We start from the raw sequence: 17,576 nt of genomic DNA on the forward strand, positions 1-17,576 counted from the left end.
TTAAAATATGAAAACAAAGAAAATTTTAAGCTTAGCATTAACATTATTGCTAGTAGTAGGTTTTGCAGGATGTGCAAAAAAAGACAATGTAGAAAGTGACACAAAAAAAGAAGTAGTTGAAAACAAAGTTGAAGAAAAAGTAGAAAGTAAAGCTGAAGAAAAAACAGATGAAGCAAAAAAAGACCATTATCCGGTTGAGATTGACAACTTTGATCATAAGACAGTGTATGAAAAAGCGCCAGAAAGAATAATTGCTATGGATTACAACGCAGCTTCAACTTTAGTAGCCCTAGGACAAAAAGATAAAATTATTGCTTCAAGAGAAGCGGGGTTATTATCAATTGATGATGTAGCAGAAAAATACAGGGAAGATGTAAAAAATATTCCAATACCTGAAGGATATTTAAAGAGTCCATTTCCAAGTCTTGAAGTAAATTTATCTCTTAAGCCAGATTTTATTTTAATGGATAGTTTTTACTTCAATGTTCCTGATATTTTTGGTGAATATAAGGATTATACAGAAAATGGAATAAATATATTGGTTACTGAAGGCTCTTTAGATAAACAACCTGAAATTAATGATATGTATGTTGATATCATGAATCTTGGCAAAATATTTAATGTTGAAGATAAGGCAAAGGAACTTTGTGATGAAATTGAGGCTAGATTTAAAGAAATAAAGAACAAGGTTGACACATCAAAGAAGTATAAAGTTATGGGATTTGATAATGGAGATGATAAGCCAATGGTAGCAGCAGGAAAGAGTTTGGAAAATTTATTGATTGCTGAAGCAGGCGGAGAAAATATTTTTAGTGATATTGACAAGCAATTTGCAACTGTTGGATGGGAAGATGTTATTGCTAAGAATCCTGATTATATAATCTTGCACGAAACTCCAGGAGACAAGGGAGCAGAGAATTTAATAAGCATATTGAAAAACAATAAAGAACTTGCAAATGTCAATGCAATAAAAAATGAAAAATTTATTGTAGTCCCATTAAGATATATGTTCTCAGGAATATACACAGTAGATGCTTTTGAAATGATAGTTGAGGGATTAGGAAAATAGAAAGGGGTTTAAATATTGAAGAAACCTATTAAAAGTTTATTAAAAAATAAAAGCTATCTTAGCTATTTTTTTGCGACAGCTTTTTCTATGGGTTCTAGCAATATTCTTCAATTTACCCTAGCCTTATATATTTTGGAAAAAACAGGATCGCCACTTGTATATGCATCAATTCTATCCATTATAGTTATTCCAAGAATTCTACTAACTCCTGTGGGTGGAGTTGTAGGTGATAGACTAAAACGAATTAGCATTATGAAAACTTTAAATATGCTTCAAATTTTAGTTATGAGCATATACGCGGTTTACTCAGGTATGTATGGCGATATTTCACTCATTTCAGTATATATTCTTGTTATAATTTTGGAAATGGTTGAGGTATTTTATAATTCAGCCGAAAGCTCTATACTGTCCGAGATTATAGATAAGGATTTGATGGAAGAAGCTGTAACTTTATCAAGAGTCGATGATGGTATTGTATATATTACAACACCAATGCTGGCAGCATTTATATATAAAAGCTTTGGAATTTTTGGTTCCTTTGTTTTGATAAGCACTTTATTAGTTTTCTCGCTAATATTAAATTTCTTTATTGAAACGCCCTATGCTGATGAATTAAGGGAGAAAAAATCAAAGGGTATCAAAGCATTCTTCTCTGAATTTATTGAAGGTATTAATGAGTTAAGAAAGGATAGGTTCACAAAAATATTTGTAATAGTAGCTCCGTTAATTAACTTTTCATTTTCAGCTGTATTCAGTGTTGTGATCACATATGTATTTTTGGAAGTATTTAAAACGAGTGAGTATATCTATGGTATATATAGGATGGTTACTGCGGGTATAAGTATCCTATTGCCATTTTTGATCCTTCCAATTATCAAAAAGATTAAACCTGAAAGATTATTAAAGTACAGTGCCATATCTATATCCGGATTTTTATTTTTAATAGCTTGTTGTGTTTATTATGGAATGGGAGCGGGAAAAGACAATATTGTTTTGGTAGTATGTCTAATAACATTTTTAGATTGTTTGGTAATTAGTTCAGTTATGCCATTAAATATAGCTACGCAAGTATTTTTTCAAAAAAATATAAAAAATGAATTTAGGAGCAGAATTATGTCTGTCTTTAGCATGCTTGCATTATCATCAATTCCTTTAGGGAATATGTTTTATGGATTTTTGGCAAATATCATGCCAGCATATATGTGTATATTTATTGCGAGCTTAGCTGTACTGATCACGTATCCACTTATTTTGTATATATCGAAAGATAAAAGTATTGGGTAATTACAAAAATATAAATAGATAATTTAAAGTGCTGTATCATATATTTTTTTCTAAAAATAAGATATATGATAGGGCACTTTTTAATTACACACCTCCTCCATTTTCCCCACAAAAAAACTGGAGGATGAACCTCCAGCTTACATATTAATTATCTGCGTATGGTAGCAATGCTACTTGTCTTGCGCGTTTGATGGCAAGAGCGATCTTTCTTTGGTGGGCTGCGCATGCGCCTGTTGCCCTACGTGGTAAAATTTTACCGCGATCAGATGTGTAGCGTTTTAATTTTTGTACGTCCTTGTAATCGAACTTTTCGTTTTTATCAAGGCATCCTTGACAAACTTTTTTTCTTGGACGAAATCTTCTTTGCATATTTAACTCCTTTCACCTAGAAAGGGATATTGTCGTCGTGTCTTGGTTCGAAACCTGAGAAGTCGTCGTTGTCAAAACCGTTGTTGCCACCAAATCCGCTGTTTGGTTGGAAGGATGTGGATGGTTGTGGGCGGTCTTTCCATTCGATAAATTCTACATTGTCTGCCAAAACTTCAGTTACATATCTTCTTTGCCCTTGGGCATCGTCGTATGATCTGGTTTGAATTCTACCTCTGACTGCGACTAGAAGTCCCTTTGCTAAATAATTTGCAACATTTTCAGCCGTTTTACCAAAAGCAACTACCATTGGGAAGTCTGCTGTTGGTTGTCCTTTGGCTTCCATTTCTTGTTTTTTGTCCTTACTTAGGCCCTTGTCAACTGCTAGGGTAAAGGTTGTAACCGGTAAATTTTGGTTATTTGTGTACCTTAGCTCTGGGTCTTTGGTAAGTCTACCTATTAAAATTACGTTATTCATACAAACTCCTAATCATCAAGTGAGATAGTCATATAGCGTAATAGGCCGTCTGTAATTTTAGAAACACGGTTGATTTCTGCGATTACTTCTGGTTCAGCTTTGTAGTTAAGAACTGCGTAGTATCCTTCTGGATAATCATCGATTAGGTAAGCAAGTTTTCTTAGTCCCCAATTGTCGACTTCGAAATCTTGTCCCTTCTCAGTGATTATGGATTTTAGTCTTTCTACAAATGCTTCACGCTTTTCGTCTTCTAGATCTGGACGAAATACTAACATTGTTTCGTAGTCTCTCATAATACACCTCCTTATGGTCTTTGGCAATTTCTTGCAAGGAGCACTGTTTTAGTAAATACTCCAAGGGATATTTTATCATAAAGAAAATCTTTTTGCAAGCTTAATCCATCTGAGCTTTTAATTTTTTTATATTTTCTCTAATCTTTTCATCATCAGTCGTGGCCATAGCCTTGTCCAAAAATTCTTGGGCTTGGGATTTGTGACCCTCCTGGTATTTTAAATTTGCAATATTGGTATAGATTGAATAGGCAAAGGACGATGAAAAGTTGGCCTCCAGTATATCCTTGTACTCATTGTAAATGGCCCGGGCCTTTTTGGTCTCTTTTGTTTGAACCAAGAGTCCCAAAAGATTGTTGTAATAAACGCCCAGATTTGCCGTATCCAAATACTTGGGATGGTAGGCTTCAAGGACCTTGATGGCCTGGTCAGCCTTGTTAATCTTTGCCAGGGTGTTGGCCTTGTGTAAAATTAAATAATCGTGCTCGTAGCCATTTGAAGACTGGATGAGTCTGTCTAGCTGGTCGAAATAAGACTCAGGATCCGTTTTCAACAGGGGAGTCATGGCCTTTAAATCGTCCAGGTTTTTCATGGTCCGCTTGACCGTAAAGCGCTGAGTGAGGACCGCCACCAAGATAATTGTGGCGAGTGCCCCGATTACAAAGCCCCAATTATTTATATAACCCTGCTCGCGCAGCCAAAAAAATATCATTACAATGGCAATATTTTTAAAGGTCTGAAAAAATCTTTTCCTATACATGGTCACCTCTCAAGTCGTCTGCATAATCCATAAGGTATATTATTTTTTCTAAGCTCGGTGGGAAGAGATATTTCCCCCTCATGTTCTCAATATTTTCTCTAAAGTCATCGGCTTTTGGGTCGTCCTCATGCTTGGCCCTCAGGTAATTTACCAGGTAAACCATGGGCATGTTTTTGCTTTTCAGATAATTCTTGTAGGCCTTGTCGTGGTCGATGGTCTTTAAATTTTCCTCGTCGTTATTTATAAAATAAATTACTTCTAAAAAGTTTTTAGTAAAATTCTTAAAGATAATATTGAGGCCGTCCACTTGCAAGAGCCTTTGCAAATTTTCTGCCGCCTGGTCGAATTTTCTCTCAAACAAGAGGTCGCCGGCATGATTTATATAAGCTTCCTGGTTAAAGACCATGGTCAAGTCAGTTAGATCAGAGTAGTCAACCTTGTATTCTCTGCCGTTTATCTCTTCTTTTTCCATGTACATGGATTCGTATAATCTGTCCCTGGTCTCTGCACTTTTTAAAAGATTTATAATATTCCTGCCGTCATTTACCATTGACTGGAAGGGGATTAGATTTGTTAAAGCTAAATAAATTCCCACAGAGATAAAGATTATTAAAAAGGCCTGGGTGATTTGGTTGCCGACATTCCTAAAAATTATATAGGCGATTGCAGACAGGATTAGATTTGCAATAATTCCGCCCAGATGGTAGAGGACAAAGGGGTAGGACCCATCTGATTTTTTCTTAGGAATCATCAGGCATTGGCCGCCCGTTCCCGGTATGGTGAAGACTCTTTTTTGCATGCCGGCCTCTGTATTTGCCAGCGTATGTGAGCCAATCCTAAAATATAAAAGCTTATAGCCAGTTAAAAATCCAAAGACCATGTGGCCCAGCTCGTGAAAAATAATTTGCAGGACCATGGCAGTAAATACAAATAAATAGAGGACACTTAGGCCCACTATCAAACGCTGCCAGTTAGCAGTGAAGTTGATTATAGCATCCAAACCTGCAGCCAGCCTGTAAGTTGCAAAGCCTGCAAAAAACATGACTGCTAAAAACATGACAATCATTATAAATTTATCTAAAAACTTTCTCATATGCTCTCCTTGATTGCTTCTTCTACATTAATTTTAAAGGAGAGGATGGACTTTGTCAAATGATTTTTAGTGCATACAAGACAACTTATATACTCCTTGTACTAATTAAAAGACAGCTTGTTAAAAAATAGGAAATCAATGAATTCTCCGACTTTATCTAATTTTATATTTATATATTTAAAAGATACTGCATCGAGGCCATCACTTGTTTTAAAAAACTGCCCATTAATTTCAAAGGGAGTTAATTTAATTTGTTTTTTTATTTGCCTTATCTTTAATGGGCCATCTATAATTACACTTATATATGGTCCAGACATAGGCTCATAAAATTTTATATTTCTTTTCTTTAACTCTAGGATAAATCTATCACGAACATCATTCAAGAGGAACCATATTTTATCTGTGATTTGATAAAAACTTCCATCCTCAAACAAACTCAGGACAAAGTTTTCTGTTAAAGATGAAGCACTTGATTTATAATTTGTGGCTTCAAAATTGGTGGGCACTACCATATAGGCAAATTTAATAGACCTTGGGAAAATAGCGGCAAGGTCGTCAATCAAAAACAAATTCTTTTTATTATACAAAAAATCCTTGTGTTCAAAGATAAATTGCCTGTTATATAAATCATCTATAATAAAAATATCATTTTGTAAGCAAAATTCTTCAAGCTCATTGATTCGCTGGGGAGAATAGTTAATACAAGTCGGTAATTGGTTGTGGCTCTCTATGAATAAAAGGCTGGGTTTTTTGGGAAGATCGTCAACCTTTACTCCGCCATCATCCATTTTGATATATCTAATTTGACTTCTATAAGCTTGAAAAAGATTAGAGTCGCTAGTTTTATTATATTCTTCCAAGAGAATGTATTTTTTATTAAATTCATTTAGCAAATAATCAACCAAGTCTTTTTTTGATGAAGATATGAGAATCCTATCCGGGTGAATGTAATGACCGTAAAGTTTGGACAAGTATTTAGAAATTTCCTCGCGAAGTCTAGGCATACCAATTCCTGAAGATGAATAGTAGAAAGAGTCTAGTTTTAAATTGTATGTATTCTTTAGACCCCTTAACAATAAAGAGTCGGTTAGTTTTCTGTAGGGGTCATTTTTATAAAAAATTTGCAACATGGGAACAATTGTGTCTGTTGATTGTGGAACATTATCCACATCTGACGCATATCTACCTTGATTACTTATAACAAAATAACCCTTGCCAGCAATTGATTTTACATAGCCTTGGATTCTCAATTTTTCATATGCAGACTCAACATAATATTTCTTAACATTAAAAAAAGATGCCTGATACCTTATTGAAGGCAACTTGTCACCAGGCAAATAGTTTTTGTTTCTGATTTTTGATAAAAGAATATCATATATCTCTTGAGAAGTTTTATTCATATCCACCACCTGAATATATTTTATCATCATATACTTATAAAATCAACTGTCCGAAAAAATAAGTGCCAACTGTCTGAGAAAAAATGAAAATATATGGTATAATAAAGGTAGATTTAAATAGGAAAAGTTGTCGATGTCCACTTGGTAAGTGATAATATTATTAAAACAAAGGGGGAGTGTGGAATGTACAAAGAAAAGAAAAGTTTTTTAAATTATAATACAATGAAAGGAAGGCTTATATTTGCCGTTGTATTTGGGTTGGCAATCATAATAGGTATAAAGATTATAGATACAGAAACCCTTCACAATATTAATTTAAATTTGCAAAATAAGGCTGTTGGAAAATATTTAGATGCAATGAGCATATTCGTATTTGTCTATGGAGTTATGTTTTCGCTTTATGGTGCTATGGGGATATATGATGCTATGACTTATATTACTTCTGAAAAAGCTTATGCACCCAAAGTATTGTTTTTCCTTATGGGAATACTTGGATTTTTACAAGGCTTAACTGGGACTGATATGATAGTTAGATTACTGCAGATGAATGGTATGTTAGTTCAAAGGCATGCTAATATATTCTCAGGCATATACTTATTTACACCAGCTATAAAGTGTCTGATATACTCACTTATAATGTATGTTATAAGGCTTTCTACAGATTATTTTAATAGAAAAAAATACGAGAAGCTGATGGAAGAAAATCAGGAAATGAGAAATAGAAAGAAACAACTAGAAGAATTTCTTTATAAATAAGATATTATTTAAAACACAAAATAGAAATTAATAACATAAAAAAGGAGAGGAAGATCTTGAACAAGGTTCTCAACACTAAGAAAATATTATTAATTTTATTTCTTGGATTTTTGCTTGGAGTGTTTTTTAGGGCACTCCAAGCTTATCCATCACTTAGTTTAGACTTGGTAGAGATAGATTTGACTAATAATTCAGAGATTTTGCCGATTATGAAGTCTAATACGAATTTATTTTTTGAAAAGTATGAAGAGAATTATTTCTCGAATTTTTTTAGGTTTTTCAATAAAAATCAAAAATATACTTATGAACTAGATCCAGTAAGTAATGGAAATGATTTTCTAAAGATAAGTTTAGGTGAATATTTACTTTATATTCCGGCGGAGGTTTATAATGAGAGGTAAAGATTTAGCGACTATTATTTTTTTGTTTATCATATCTTGTTTGTTAGGTTTTATAGTTACTCCTGAAAAGGGGATTAAGCTTTTAGAAAAAACTCAGACTGAGGTGAATTTAAATTCTAGTGAAATAAAAGAAGTGCAAGCTCATCTAATAAATTTAAAGAGATTCTTATACAACAGAGAAGAGGAATATAAATCTGAAGTATCTACAGAAATTTTAAGCGAAAATCTTGCAAAATCAAGTAATTGGGAAAAAATAAAAGATAATAAAAAAATTAATGATTTTGTTGCTGATGCCTGTTCTGTTGCTCTTAAATCTTTGAGAAATAAGGACCAAATAAAAGCTATGACCTTAATAAGGATAAAATACAATGGGGTTGATATATCATTTCCAATTGCATGTAGATAAATATACTTAAAATACAAAATCTAACCCACAAAAAAAGACCAAGTCGCACTTGGTCTTTCGTTTTGTCTTAATTAAATAAGTCTGCCGGTGTGTCTGCTGGTAGGATATAGACTTCTACCTGCCTTCTACCGAATTGGAAGCATTCGCTGACTGTGTTCATAAATAGGTCGATCTTCATGCCCTTGATTGCTCCGCCTGTGTCTTCTGCAATCGCATAACCGTAGTCAGGAATGTCTGGGTTCAAGCTCTTTACATAAAGCTTGGTGCCTAGTGGTATAACCCTTGGGTCTACCGCTACTGTTCCTCTTCTTGCTCTGGTGCCTGAGGCTGTAATTCCATAGCCACGATCTCCTGGGCGTTTACCAGTTGATAATGGGCCTGCCTCATAAGCGGTTGCATTCATCACGTACTTGCGTGAAGCTCCGCGTGTTAGCACTTCTGCCTTACTTTCTTTTGACTTCATTGGTACTTCTATTATTTGAGGCACAGCCTCTTTGATAATTTCTTCTTTCAATACTACGCTGCCCCTTACAATACCGTTTACGATTTTGTTTTTCAGCGTAACTTTCTTTTCGCCAGGTACACCTTTTTGGATGGTGACCTCGGACTTTAAAATTGGGTTTGTGCTTTCGCGTTTAATGACCAAAAATTCTTTTGGCATTGTTTCTTCTTTGATTTCTTCGCGAACTCTAAAGATATTTACAATGCTATCTGTAGGCACTTCGTCTAGGCCTGGGACTGTTAGGTCATCCTCTCCCAGCTCGATGTTTAGGTAGGCGAGCATTTCTCCAACGGTCCTGTTTGGAACTTTGACCCTGGAGCCCTTGCTATCGTCTTTTAAATAAATTTCAATCAGAGGTTCGAGCTCGTACACCTGATTGTTCTTAAATTCTTTTTGTTCTTTTATAATGAAGTCGGGGTAGTTTTGTTTTACAAACGCTTGGAGTTCTTCGTAAGATTCTACTTTGGTAAATACTTTGAATTTACCTTGCATTAGAACCACGTCTTTCTTTTCAGCGGCGTAAACGACGCTGGATGTTAAAATAAGAAAGAATAGAACTCTAAATATTTTTCGAAAATTCATAACTTCCTCCTTAGGTCTTTTATTTTATACTTTTTTTGCCCTTTTGTCAAGTTGGAGGCAAATTGAGGACTCGTAAATGTGTTTACAATCACATCTGCCCTTGATTTTATAAATATTTTTTGCTATGATATATAAATTATAAGGAGGACTTATGAAAGAAAAAGTTTACATCAGCGGTCATAGGAATCCAGACACAGATTCAATCTGTGCAGCCCTGGCCTATGCCGATTTAAAAAATAAAATATCAAACTACGAGGCCGTGCCAATTCGCTTAGGGACTATCAATCGCGAGACCCAGTTCGTCTTGGATTATTTTGGCGTGGACCAACCCATCTTTATGGACACAATCAAAAGCGAGGTCAGAGATTTAAAGCTCGACAGCCCATTTATATTGAGCCCAGACACTTCCTGTGCCAAGGCTCTTGAATTTATGCAGGAGAAAAACGTCAACGTCTTTGCAGTGGATAGCGAGGAAAAACTTATGGGCATTGTCTCTCTGTCAAATATTACAAAGAATTATATGGACGTGTGGAACGACAAGGTCCTTAGGAATTCCAATACGCCTTTTGAAAATATCGTTCAAGTTTTATCGGGCGAAACGATTTATATGCCAGAAAAAATCAGAGACTTAAATTCTATGAGAGTTTTTGCCATGAGCCTGCCCCACGCCCTCAAAATTATCGAGGAGGGGGACGTGGTAATCACGGGTAATCGAACAGATGTTCACGAACTCTGCGACAAAAAAATCTCTATCTTGATTATCTCTGGTGGCGGAGAAATTGACGACGAATTATTGGCAGCCGCCAAGGCAAATGGAGTTGCCCTTATCAAAACCCAGTTCAACACCTTTATGGGATCCAGACTTTTGCCCCAAGCCGTGCCAATCGAAGCTGTAATGGCCAAGGAAGACTTGGTGACCTTTGGCCTGGACGACTTTGTCGACGAAGTTACTGCCAAGATGAGCGAAACCCGTTTTAGGTCTTATCCAGTTTTGGATGCCAAGGGCAAGGTTGTGGCAAGCATTTCTCGTTATCATTTGATCTCGACCGAGAAAAAGAAATTAATTCTGGTGGACCACAACGAGCGCAACCAATCCATCCACGACATTCAAGACGCGACCATTATCGAAGTCATCGACCACCACAGGGTGGCAAATATAAATACAGAGGCGCCGATTTATTTTAGGAATATGCCAGTGGGTTCAACCTGCACAATTATCGCCAGCATTTACGGGGAAAAGGGCATTAGCCCATCAAAAGAAATTGCAGGACTCCTTTGCTCAGGAATAATTTCCGACACCCTTTTATTTAAATCGCCAACGGCAACCAATATCGATAGGATCATGTTGGACCGCATGGCAAAGATTGCGGAAATCAATCCAGAGGACTACGCCAAGGCCATGTTTAAGGCCGGCACAAGTTTGGAAGGCAAGAGGCCAACCGATTTATTGAACGAAGACGTCAAAGAGTTTACCATCGAAGGCCACAAGATGCACATAGGCCAAGTCATGACCATGGACATGGACAGCCTGGAAAAAATAAAGGCCCAGCTACTTGTAGCCATGGAAGACCGTCGAAAGGCAGACGGAGATGATTTAAATATCTTTATACTGACAGATATCTTAAAGGAAAATTCCAAAATCCTAGTCGTGGGTGACCAAGGAGAAAAAATCGCCAAAGCCTTCGGCCAAGAATTAAAAGAAAACGAATTCGACGCACCCGGAGTTCTCTCCCGTAAAAAACAAGTCGTCCCAGTCGTCGGCAAGGCGCTGGCATAAAATAAAATAGAATTTCAAACCACGCTTAAGATACCAGCGTGGTTTTTTAATGCAAATACATATATAATAAGAAGAAAGAATTTATATTTACTCATGTGAATGTATAAAAATGTTAAATAAGAGTTCAAGAGGGGTAGATAATAGCTAAGAACGATTTATTCCGTTAAAAGAAAAGCCAAGAAAATTAGAGGAGGAATTAGCTCAGCCATGAAAAAGAAAATTGCTCTTGTTTTACTAATCACAATACTATTAATATCCTGCGGAAAAAATTCAGGAGACCAGGCGGCACTGGATGAGTTTGAAGTGCTGGATATAAATATTAATGGACTCAGTGAATCTGAGGCAAGTCGAAAGGCCGGCGCATATATTTCTGAAAAATATCCCAGGGACGACTATGAATTTAAAGAAGAAAATAAAATTTCCCAGGTCATAGACATAGATGTCGACCCTATAAAATCCATTGCTGGATTTAGGATTACTGACCAGGAGATTATTATTCTGGACCAAGAGGCCAAGGATATAAAGATTTTAGATTTGCAGGGGCAAGTCTTGAAGACGATTGCGAGCGAGGACATGGGCTCTTCATATTTTAGCGACCCAAGTGCCTTTTACTTTGATGAGGAAGAAGGGCTTTATTATATTCTGGATAATGGGGAGATTTTTGATAAGAAGATTATAAGAGCTGATGAAAATTTTAATTTTGTAGACGAGATTAAATTTCAATTTTTTAAAGAGCAGGCAAATGGAAGACCTTTTTACTCCATAGTCCACTATAAGGATAAGATTTACATATCAACTTATTCTGCTAATGAAAGCGTTATGGCCATTTTATCTATCGATAAGGATGGCAAGGAAAAGATGTACGACCAAAGGTTTGGTGGATTTTTAAAGGTGGCTGATGGAAAATTATATGCAGTCCAAACCTTAAAGGGTTTTAAGTATGGTAAGAAAATAAAGTCTGACTACAAAAATTCTCGTGAGTATGAGACCTGGGGCCAGTGTGGAGACGCTATTTATCTGGTAGAAGGAGATAAAATGCAAAAATTATACGACCTGCCAAGTCATTCATCCGTTACGGACTTGATTAAAAAAGGAGAATCATATTATCTATCAAGTGGGAGTAGCTCTTATCTACACGAGTTTAAAAGCTCAGCAGAAGGACTAGAATATGTTAGGAGTCTTACAGATTTTTTAGGCATTCCCAAAAAAAGTGTTGACAAGCGGTTTTTATTGCAAGAGTACGAGGGCAATATTGCCCTGTGTGACTCTGAAATGAAGAAGATTTATGAAATAGATTTAAATGAATAATAGGGAGGTAGTTATGAAAAAGAAGATTTTAGCAATAATTTTAGCAGCCTTGTTTTTGGTCTCCTGCAAAAGCCAAAGTCAAGAATACTCTGGTCTAAATGAGTTTGAAGTGCTGGATGTTGATATAGAGGGTCTTAATGATAATGATGCCATGGAAAAGGCTTATAATACTGTAAAGGAGCGATATCCAATTCCAAATATAGAATTTAAAGAAGAAGACAGGATAGTGGATGAAATAGATTTAACAAAAGCAGGTATAAAACTACTGGCAGAATTTAGAGCTACAGAAAATGAGATTGTAGTCCTTGACCAAGAGGATAACAATATAAAAGTTATTGACTGGGAGGGAAATTTACTTAAGTCCGTAGGTAAATTAGGCTCTGGGAACATGGAATTCAAAATCCCAACAGCTTTTTTCTTTGATCAAGCAGATAAGCTCTATTACATTTTAGATAATGGTAACAGGAGAATTGTCGTTATTGATGAAGACTTTAATTTTGTAAAAAACATCGAAGTAAAAACCTTTAAAGATAAGGAAAATGCAGATATATTTAACTCAATAGTTTTATATAAAGACAAGATATACTTATCAGAAACTTACGGCGGCGAAAAAACTATGGCTATAATAAGCGTAGATATGGATGGCAATGAAAAGCTATATGACCAGAAGTTCGGCGGATTCTTAAAGGTTATAGATGACAAGTTATATGCCATTGAGCAAAGACGAGGTTTTAAATTTGGTAAAAAGATTGATACGAGCATGGGGTCACATGAGTATGAAATTTGGCCAAACTGTGGGGATGCTATATATTTGGTAGAAGAAGATGGTATGGAAAAGCTTTATAGTATACCAGCAAGATTCTCTTTTACAGATGTAATTAAAATTGGAAATTTTTATTATTTTGCTGGTTCAACTTTTGGGACAGTAGATGAATTTACAGAAGAAAATGGTGAAATGAAGTATATTAAAAGTATTAATAAGCAGATAATAGGGGATCCAGGGGATGATTTTAAAAGATTTAGGATGCAGGAACTTGGTGAAAACATATTATTATCTGATTATGGTACTGACAAGATTTATATAATAGATTTAACTAATTAGAAAGCGGTTGATTCTTGTGTAAATGAAATGAATAATTATTTAATTCAAACAAAAATATAGGGCAAGTAAGAAGTATATAAATAAATATGATTTATCCTATAAAAATGATTAATAATTGTTAAGGGGTATTTAATTATTAAGAAATTGATTTATCGAAATAAATCGATTTCTTAATAAAAACAAAGGAGGTACAGATATGTACAAAAAAACATTGGCAGTATTACTAGTGGTACTTATGCTAGTAATGGGAGGAGTAAAGATTAAGGCTGAAAGCTGTGAAGTCATCGATACTAGAACCTATAGGAATTGTGAAGGTAACAATTGTTATAAAAATAAATCTACTAGTGCACATTATATAGTACAAGTTAATACTATTTTAAGATGTTGGGATAATGGTGGTAGAGAATATATTACAGAAGAGCCAGGTGGAAGACAAAATTCAGGTTGTTGTTAAGAAGATGGTGTACACCATCTTCTTTACAAAGGAGCGTAATATGAAAAAGAAAATTTTTATAATAATTTTGGCAGCCTTGTTTTTGGTCTCCTGTAATAAGCAGGGGCAAGAATACTCTGGCCTAAATGAGTTTGAAGTTTTGGATGTAGATATAGAAGGTCTATCTGATAGTGAAGCTATTAACAAAGGTTCTATGGAAGTTCAAAAGAAATATCCTACCAGTGATTTAGATGCTGAAATATATAATAAAATAGTAGATGAGATTGATTTTAAAGAAAAGATAAAAAGTATATCAGAATTTAGAATTAATAATGATGAGATTGTGATATTAGATCAAGAGGACAACAATATCAAGATAACTGACCTTGAAGGCAACTTAATAAGAGAGGTTGGAAAGCTGGGTTCAGGGGATATGGAATTTAAAATTCCAACAGCCTTTTATTTTGATGAAAAAAATGGTGATTATTATATTTTAGATTTTGGGAATAAAAGAATAGTTGTTACTGATGAAGATTTTAATTTTATAAAAAATATAAATGTTGAAACTCTTAAAGGAAAAGAAGATTATTACAATCCATTTAATTCTATTGTCTTATATAAGGGTAAGATATATTTATCAGAAACTTATGGCAGAGAACAAACTATGTCTATTATATCCATAGATATGGATGAAAATGAAAAGCTATATGAGCAAAAGTTTGGTGGTTTTTTAAAGGTAATCGATGATAAGCTCTATGCAGTTGAAAACATGAGAGGTTTTAAATGTGGAAAAAAGGTTAGCTCAGGAGGATCAAGTCATGAATTGGAATTTTGGAATCAAAATTGTGGCTCAATATATATAGTAGAAAATGAAGGGATGAAAAAAGTTTATTCATTACCAAGAGGTCGTTACTTTACGGACTTAATAAAAAAAGATAATAGATACTATTTACCTGGAGCCAGTTATGGATGCCTTTATGAATTTGAACTAAATTCTAATGAATTAATTTGCAATAGAGTTGTTACTAATCAAATTTCAGCTGGAGAAATAGGAAGCTTATCAAAAAGATTCCGACTTCAGGAATATAAAAACAAAATTTTCATGTCTGAAAATGGAAATAATAAGATTTATATAATAGATTTAACTAATTAGAAAGCGGTTGATTCTTGTGTAAATGAAATGAATAATTATTTAATTCAAACAAAAATATAGGGCAAGTAAGAAGTATATAAATAAATTTTATTTATATTATAAAAATGTTTAATAGTTATCACTAAGGGGTACTTAACTATTAAGAAATTGATTTATCGAAATAAATCGATTTCTTAATAAAAATAAAGGAGGTACATATATGTACAAAAAAACATTGGCAGTATTACTAGTGGTGCTTATGCTAGTAATGGGAGGAGTAAAGGTAAAAGCAGATCATTGCGAACAAACTGGATATTATACTGTTGGTAATTGTGAAGGCGATAATTGCTATAAAAATGGTAATACTGGGCCTCACTATATAAGTCAAACTTTTTATCGATTGAAATGTTGGACAGATGGAGGCAGAGAGTATGATGCAGTTAAGCCTGGTGAAAGACGGAAATCAGGATGTTGTTAAAATATGATTATTGCTAATATTTTAGCAGTAAAGGTGATATTAATATGAAAAAGAAAGCAATAATTATTATGCTAATTTCTGTATTATCACTACTACTTTTATCCTGCGATAAAAGTAGTAGTGATAATGAGTTTGCCATTTTAGATATCAATGTGGATGGACTGTCTGATGATGAGGCTTATAATCTTGCATATAGAATAACTGATGAGAAATATCCAGTAGGGGACTATGAATTTAATATAGAGGACAAGATAAAGAAAACTATTGACTTAAGCAAGTCAAATTTGAAACTGATTGCAGATTTTATGGCAAGACCTGATGAGATTATTATTTTAGATCAAGAAGATAATAACATTAAAGTGATTGATTGGGATGGGAATTTAATCAAAACAATTGGCAAGCTGGGTTCTGGAGAAGTTGAGTTTAAGAAGCCAGCTGCATTTTATTATGATGAAGATAGTGGATACTACTATATTGTGGATGATGGCAATGGAAGAGTAGTTGTTTTAGACACGGATTTTAATTTTGTGAAAAATATAGATGTAAAGTTTTTAAAAGAAAAGTCATCGTTAAATGCTTGTAGTTCTATAGTTTTATATAAAGGCTCCTTATATTTATCTACGGCTTTTGCTCGGGAAGAATATATGACAATTTTAAAAATAGATCCAGATGGCAATGAAAAATTGTATGGTCAAAGATTTGGTGGCTTTTTAAAAGTTATTGATAACAAGCTATATGCGGTTCAAAATCACAAGGGATTTAAATTTGGAGATAAGGACAGGCAGACTGGTAAGTACGATTATTCTATTTGGCCATCCTGTGGAGATGCCCTCTATCTTGTCGAAGAAGATGAGTTAAAAAAACTGTATGATTTCCCAACTCTGTCTAATTTTACAGACATGTTAAAGATAGGAGACTCATATTATTTGCCGAGTGGCAGTTTTGGAATCTTGCACGAGTTTAAAGTTGTTGGCAATGAAATGCAATACCAAAAGAGCCTAACCCATCAGATGCTCGATGACTTTAAAAGTGGTGTATTTGTAGCAAGAAGATTTAAAATGCAGGAAATGGAAGGAAATATATTGTTGATGGATGCCGAGACAGATAAGATTTATATAATAGATTTAAGCAGGTGAAATAAGTGAGAAATAGATTTTTTTTGATAAGTTTATTAATAATCATACTTTGTTTTTTAGCTTGCAAGGGTAGACCTGAGAATTCATATACCAATTATGACTTGGTCTATGGGGATGAGTTTGCAGGTTTCGACATTTATGATGAAGATGGAAATTTGGCAGAATTACCTGATAAGAACTATGCTGGATTTTATGTGTCAAAGGGTTGCGGCTCTTGTGCCAGTGCCATTAGAAACATTGACCGATTTTCTAAGATATTTAAATCAGATGATTTGGATTATATTGTACTTTGGGAAGACGAGATTCCAAAGAATTTAATAAAAAAATATAATATTGAAGAGAATAAAAATTATAGTTTGGATGGCAAGTCAAAATTATTTGGTATCACTCCCTCATACTTTACTCTGAAAGACGGTAAGGTTGATTTTCAAACGGAAGATATGGATATGTTTTTAAGGAAAATTTCTTCTGGAGACTATGAATCTAAGGATAAATTGATGAAAAGAGTTAACAAGCTTATTGCTGATGAGTATGGAGCAAATGATAAGACAAAATTACTTTATTTTGCTATGGAAGGTTGCAATGATTGCAAAAAGGCAAATGAAGTTTTAGATGACAAGGATATTTTGGATAAATATGATATAATAAAGATGTATAGGCCATCAGATCCTGATGATGGTAGGTTGCTTGACAAAGGTGGATTTTTAGCTGGCCTATATGATGTTGACTGGTATCCAACATTTGTAAAAATTTATGAAGATGATTTTGAGATAATTAGGGAAGTTCCTATAGACCAGTTAAAGGATATGCTTTTAAAATAAGT

The 17,576-nt window shown here is 34.3% G+C and carries 20 protein-coding genes; 13 read left to right on the forward strand and 7 right to left on the reverse strand.

Translation table 11 applies throughout. The annotated features are described in order from the left end of the window. Positions 1–7: 7 nt before the first annotated feature. Positions 8–1,069, forward strand: a complete 1,062-nt coding sequence (locus tag AC6FXG_RS03745) for an ABC transporter substrate-binding protein (protein WP_500571637.1) — start codon at positions 8–10, stop codon at positions 1,067–1,069. Positions 1,070–1,084: 15 nt separating this feature from the next. Next, positions 1,085–2,353 carry an MFS transporter gene (locus AC6FXG_RS03750; protein ID WP_500571638.1) on the forward strand — a complete coding sequence of 423 codons (1,269 nt, stop codon included), beginning with the start codon at positions 1,085–1,087 and terminating at the stop codon, positions 2,351–2,353. 144 nt (positions 2,354–2,497) lie between these two features. On the opposite strand, the gene rpsR is transcribed toward AC6FXG_RS03750, so the two are convergent. The 6 genes from rpsR to AC6FXG_RS03780 form a co-directional block, all read right to left on the reverse strand. After that, a complete protein-coding gene (gene rpsR / locus AC6FXG_RS03755) occupies positions 2,498–2,722 on the reverse strand; it encodes a 30S ribosomal protein S18 (protein ID WP_075574159.1) in 225 nt (74 codons plus the stop codon). A gap of 16 nt (positions 2,723–2,738) precedes the next feature. Further along, complete coding sequence (locus tag AC6FXG_RS03760; RefSeq protein WP_075574158.1) at positions 2,739–3,197, reverse strand: single-stranded DNA-binding protein; 459 nt, start codon at positions 3,195–3,197, stop codon at positions 2,739–2,741. A gap of 8 nt (positions 3,198–3,205) precedes the next feature. Beyond that, complete coding sequence (gene rpsF / locus AC6FXG_RS03765) at positions 3,206–3,490, reverse strand: 30S ribosomal protein S6 (protein WP_075574157.1); 285 nt, start codon at positions 3,488–3,490, stop codon at positions 3,206–3,208. A gap of 100 nt (positions 3,491–3,590) precedes the next feature. Then, positions 3,591–4,247, reverse strand: a complete 657-nt coding sequence (locus AC6FXG_RS03770; protein WP_500571639.1) for a hypothetical protein — start codon at positions 4,245–4,247, stop codon at positions 3,591–3,593. Beyond that, complete coding sequence (locus AC6FXG_RS03775) at positions 4,240–5,340, reverse strand: M50 family metallopeptidase (RefSeq protein WP_500571640.1); 1,101 nt, start codon at positions 5,338–5,340, stop codon at positions 4,240–4,242. The genes AC6FXG_RS03770 and AC6FXG_RS03775 overlap by 8 nt, the downstream gene beginning before the upstream one ends. Positions 5,341–5,441: 101 nt before the next feature. Beyond that, a complete protein-coding gene (locus tag AC6FXG_RS03780; RefSeq protein ID WP_500571641.1) occupies positions 5,442–6,740 on the reverse strand; it encodes a GntR family transcriptional regulator in 1,299 nt (432 codons plus the stop codon). Between the two features lie 183 nt (positions 6,741–6,923). Between AC6FXG_RS03780 and AC6FXG_RS03785 the strand changes: the two genes are divergently transcribed. From AC6FXG_RS03785 to AC6FXG_RS03795, 3 genes are read left to right on the forward strand one after another with little or no spacing between them, the layout of a single operon-like run. Further along, positions 6,924–7,496, forward strand: coding sequence for a hypothetical protein (locus tag AC6FXG_RS03785; RefSeq protein WP_500571642.1), 573 nt, complete (start codon positions 6,924–6,926; stop codon positions 7,494–7,496). Positions 7,497–7,552: 56 nt separating this feature from the next. Then, entirely contained in the window at positions 7,553–7,897 is a 345-nt protein-coding gene (locus tag AC6FXG_RS03790; protein ID WP_500571643.1) for a hypothetical protein, read from the forward strand. Further along, entirely contained in the window at positions 7,887–8,303 is a 417-nt protein-coding gene (locus AC6FXG_RS03795; protein ID WP_500571644.1) for a hypothetical protein, read from the forward strand. Before AC6FXG_RS03790 ends, AC6FXG_RS03795 begins: the two co-directional genes overlap by 11 nt. Positions 8,304–8,370: 67 nt before the next feature. On the opposite strand, the gene AC6FXG_RS03800 is transcribed toward AC6FXG_RS03795, so the two are convergent. Next, positions 8,371–9,387, reverse strand: coding sequence for a 3D domain-containing protein (locus AC6FXG_RS03800; RefSeq protein ID WP_500571645.1), 1,017 nt, complete (start codon positions 9,385–9,387; stop codon positions 8,371–8,373). 151 nt (positions 9,388–9,538) lie between these two features. On the opposite strand from AC6FXG_RS03800, the gene AC6FXG_RS03805 reads away from it, so the two are divergent. The 8 genes from AC6FXG_RS03805 (at position 9,539) to AC6FXG_RS03840 (ending at position 17,574) form a co-directional block, all read left to right on the forward strand. Then, complete coding sequence (locus AC6FXG_RS03805; protein ID WP_500571646.1) at positions 9,539–11,164, forward strand: putative manganese-dependent inorganic diphosphatase; 1,626 nt, start codon at positions 9,539–9,541, stop codon at positions 11,162–11,164. Between the two features lie 207 nt (positions 11,165–11,371). Beyond that, a complete protein-coding gene (locus tag AC6FXG_RS03810; RefSeq protein WP_500571647.1) occupies positions 11,372–12,472 on the forward strand; it encodes a hypothetical protein in 1,101 nt (366 codons plus the stop codon). Between the two features lie 13 nt (positions 12,473–12,485). Beyond that, a complete protein-coding gene (locus tag AC6FXG_RS03815; RefSeq protein WP_500571648.1) occupies positions 12,486–13,574 on the forward strand; it encodes a 6-bladed beta-propeller in 1,089 nt (362 codons plus the stop codon). Positions 13,575–13,770: 196 nt separating this feature from the next. After that, positions 13,771–14,028: a hypothetical protein gene (locus AC6FXG_RS03820; RefSeq protein WP_500571649.1), complete on the forward strand. Its 258-nt coding sequence runs from the start codon at positions 13,771–13,773 to the stop codon at positions 14,026–14,028. 40 nt (positions 14,029–14,068) lie between these two features. Beyond that, positions 14,069–15,160, forward strand: a complete 1,092-nt coding sequence (locus AC6FXG_RS03825; RefSeq protein ID WP_500571650.1) for a 6-bladed beta-propeller — start codon at positions 14,069–14,071, stop codon at positions 15,158–15,160. Positions 15,161–15,374: 214 nt separating this feature from the next. Beyond that, positions 15,375–15,617: a hypothetical protein gene (locus AC6FXG_RS03830; RefSeq protein ID WP_500571651.1), complete on the forward strand. Its 243-nt coding sequence runs from the start codon at positions 15,375–15,377 to the stop codon at positions 15,615–15,617. A 44-nt stretch (positions 15,618–15,661) separates the two neighbouring features. Further along, positions 15,662–16,753 (forward strand): 6-bladed beta-propeller, encoded by a 1,092-nt coding sequence (locus tag AC6FXG_RS03835; protein ID WP_500571652.1) that lies wholly within the window; start codon positions 15,662–15,664, stop codon positions 16,751–16,753. A gap of 5 nt (positions 16,754–16,758) precedes the next feature. Further along, positions 16,759–17,574, forward strand: a complete 816-nt coding sequence (locus AC6FXG_RS03840) for a hypothetical protein (protein WP_500571653.1) — start codon at positions 16,759–16,761, stop codon at positions 17,572–17,574. The last annotated feature ends 2 nt before the right edge of the window (positions 17,575–17,576 follow it).

It is taken from the genome of Ezakiella massiliensis (assembly GCF_059862345.1).

Excerpts from the sequence above, each read along its gene's own strand:
- AC6FXG_RS03745 (WP_500571637.1), top strand. The coding sequence starts at position 8 with ATGAAAACAAAGAAAATTTTAAGCTTAGCATTAACATTATTGCTAGTA.
- rpsR (WP_075574159.1), bottom strand. The coding sequence starts at position 2,722 with ATGCAAAGAAGATTTCGTCCAAGAAAAAAAGTTTGTCAAGGATGCCTT.
- AC6FXG_RS03760 (WP_075574158.1), bottom strand. The coding sequence starts at position 3,197 with ATGAATAACGTAATTTTAATAGGTAGACTTACCAAAGACCCAGAGCTA.
- rpsF (WP_075574157.1), bottom strand. The coding sequence starts at position 3,490 with ATGAGAGACTACGAAACAATGTTAGTATTTCGTCCAGATCTAGAAGAC.
- AC6FXG_RS03770 (WP_500571639.1), bottom strand. The coding sequence starts at position 4,247 with ATGTATAGGAAAAGATTTTTTCAGACCTTTAAAAATATTGCCATTGTA.
- AC6FXG_RS03775 (WP_500571640.1), bottom strand. The coding sequence starts at position 5,340 with ATGAGAAAGTTTTTAGATAAATTTATAATGATTGTCATGTTTTTAGCA.
- AC6FXG_RS03780 (WP_500571641.1), bottom strand. The coding sequence starts at position 6,740 with ATGAATAAAACTTCTCAAGAGATATATGATATTCTTTTATCAAAAATC.
- AC6FXG_RS03785 (WP_500571642.1), top strand. The coding sequence starts at position 6,924 with ATGTACAAAGAAAAGAAAAGTTTTTTAAATTATAATACAATGAAAGGA.
- AC6FXG_RS03795 (WP_500571644.1), top strand. The coding sequence starts at position 7,887 with ATGAGAGGTAAAGATTTAGCGACTATTATTTTTTTGTTTATCATATCT.
- AC6FXG_RS03800 (WP_500571645.1), bottom strand. The coding sequence starts at position 9,387 with ATGAATTTTCGAAAAATATTTAGAGTTCTATTCTTTCTTATTTTAACA.
- AC6FXG_RS03805 (WP_500571646.1), top strand. The coding sequence starts at position 9,539 with ATGAAAGAAAAAGTTTACATCAGCGGTCATAGGAATCCAGACACAGAT.
- AC6FXG_RS03810 (WP_500571647.1), top strand. The coding sequence starts at position 11,372 with ATGAAAAAGAAAATTGCTCTTGTTTTACTAATCACAATACTATTAATA.
- AC6FXG_RS03815 (WP_500571648.1), top strand. The coding sequence starts at position 12,486 with ATGAAAAAGAAGATTTTAGCAATAATTTTAGCAGCCTTGTTTTTGGTC.
- AC6FXG_RS03820 (WP_500571649.1), top strand. The coding sequence starts at position 13,771 with ATGTACAAAAAAACATTGGCAGTATTACTAGTGGTACTTATGCTAGTA.
- AC6FXG_RS03825 (WP_500571650.1), top strand. The coding sequence starts at position 14,069 with ATGAAAAAGAAAATTTTTATAATAATTTTGGCAGCCTTGTTTTTGGTC.
- AC6FXG_RS03835 (WP_500571652.1), top strand. The coding sequence starts at position 15,662 with ATGAAAAAGAAAGCAATAATTATTATGCTAATTTCTGTATTATCACTA.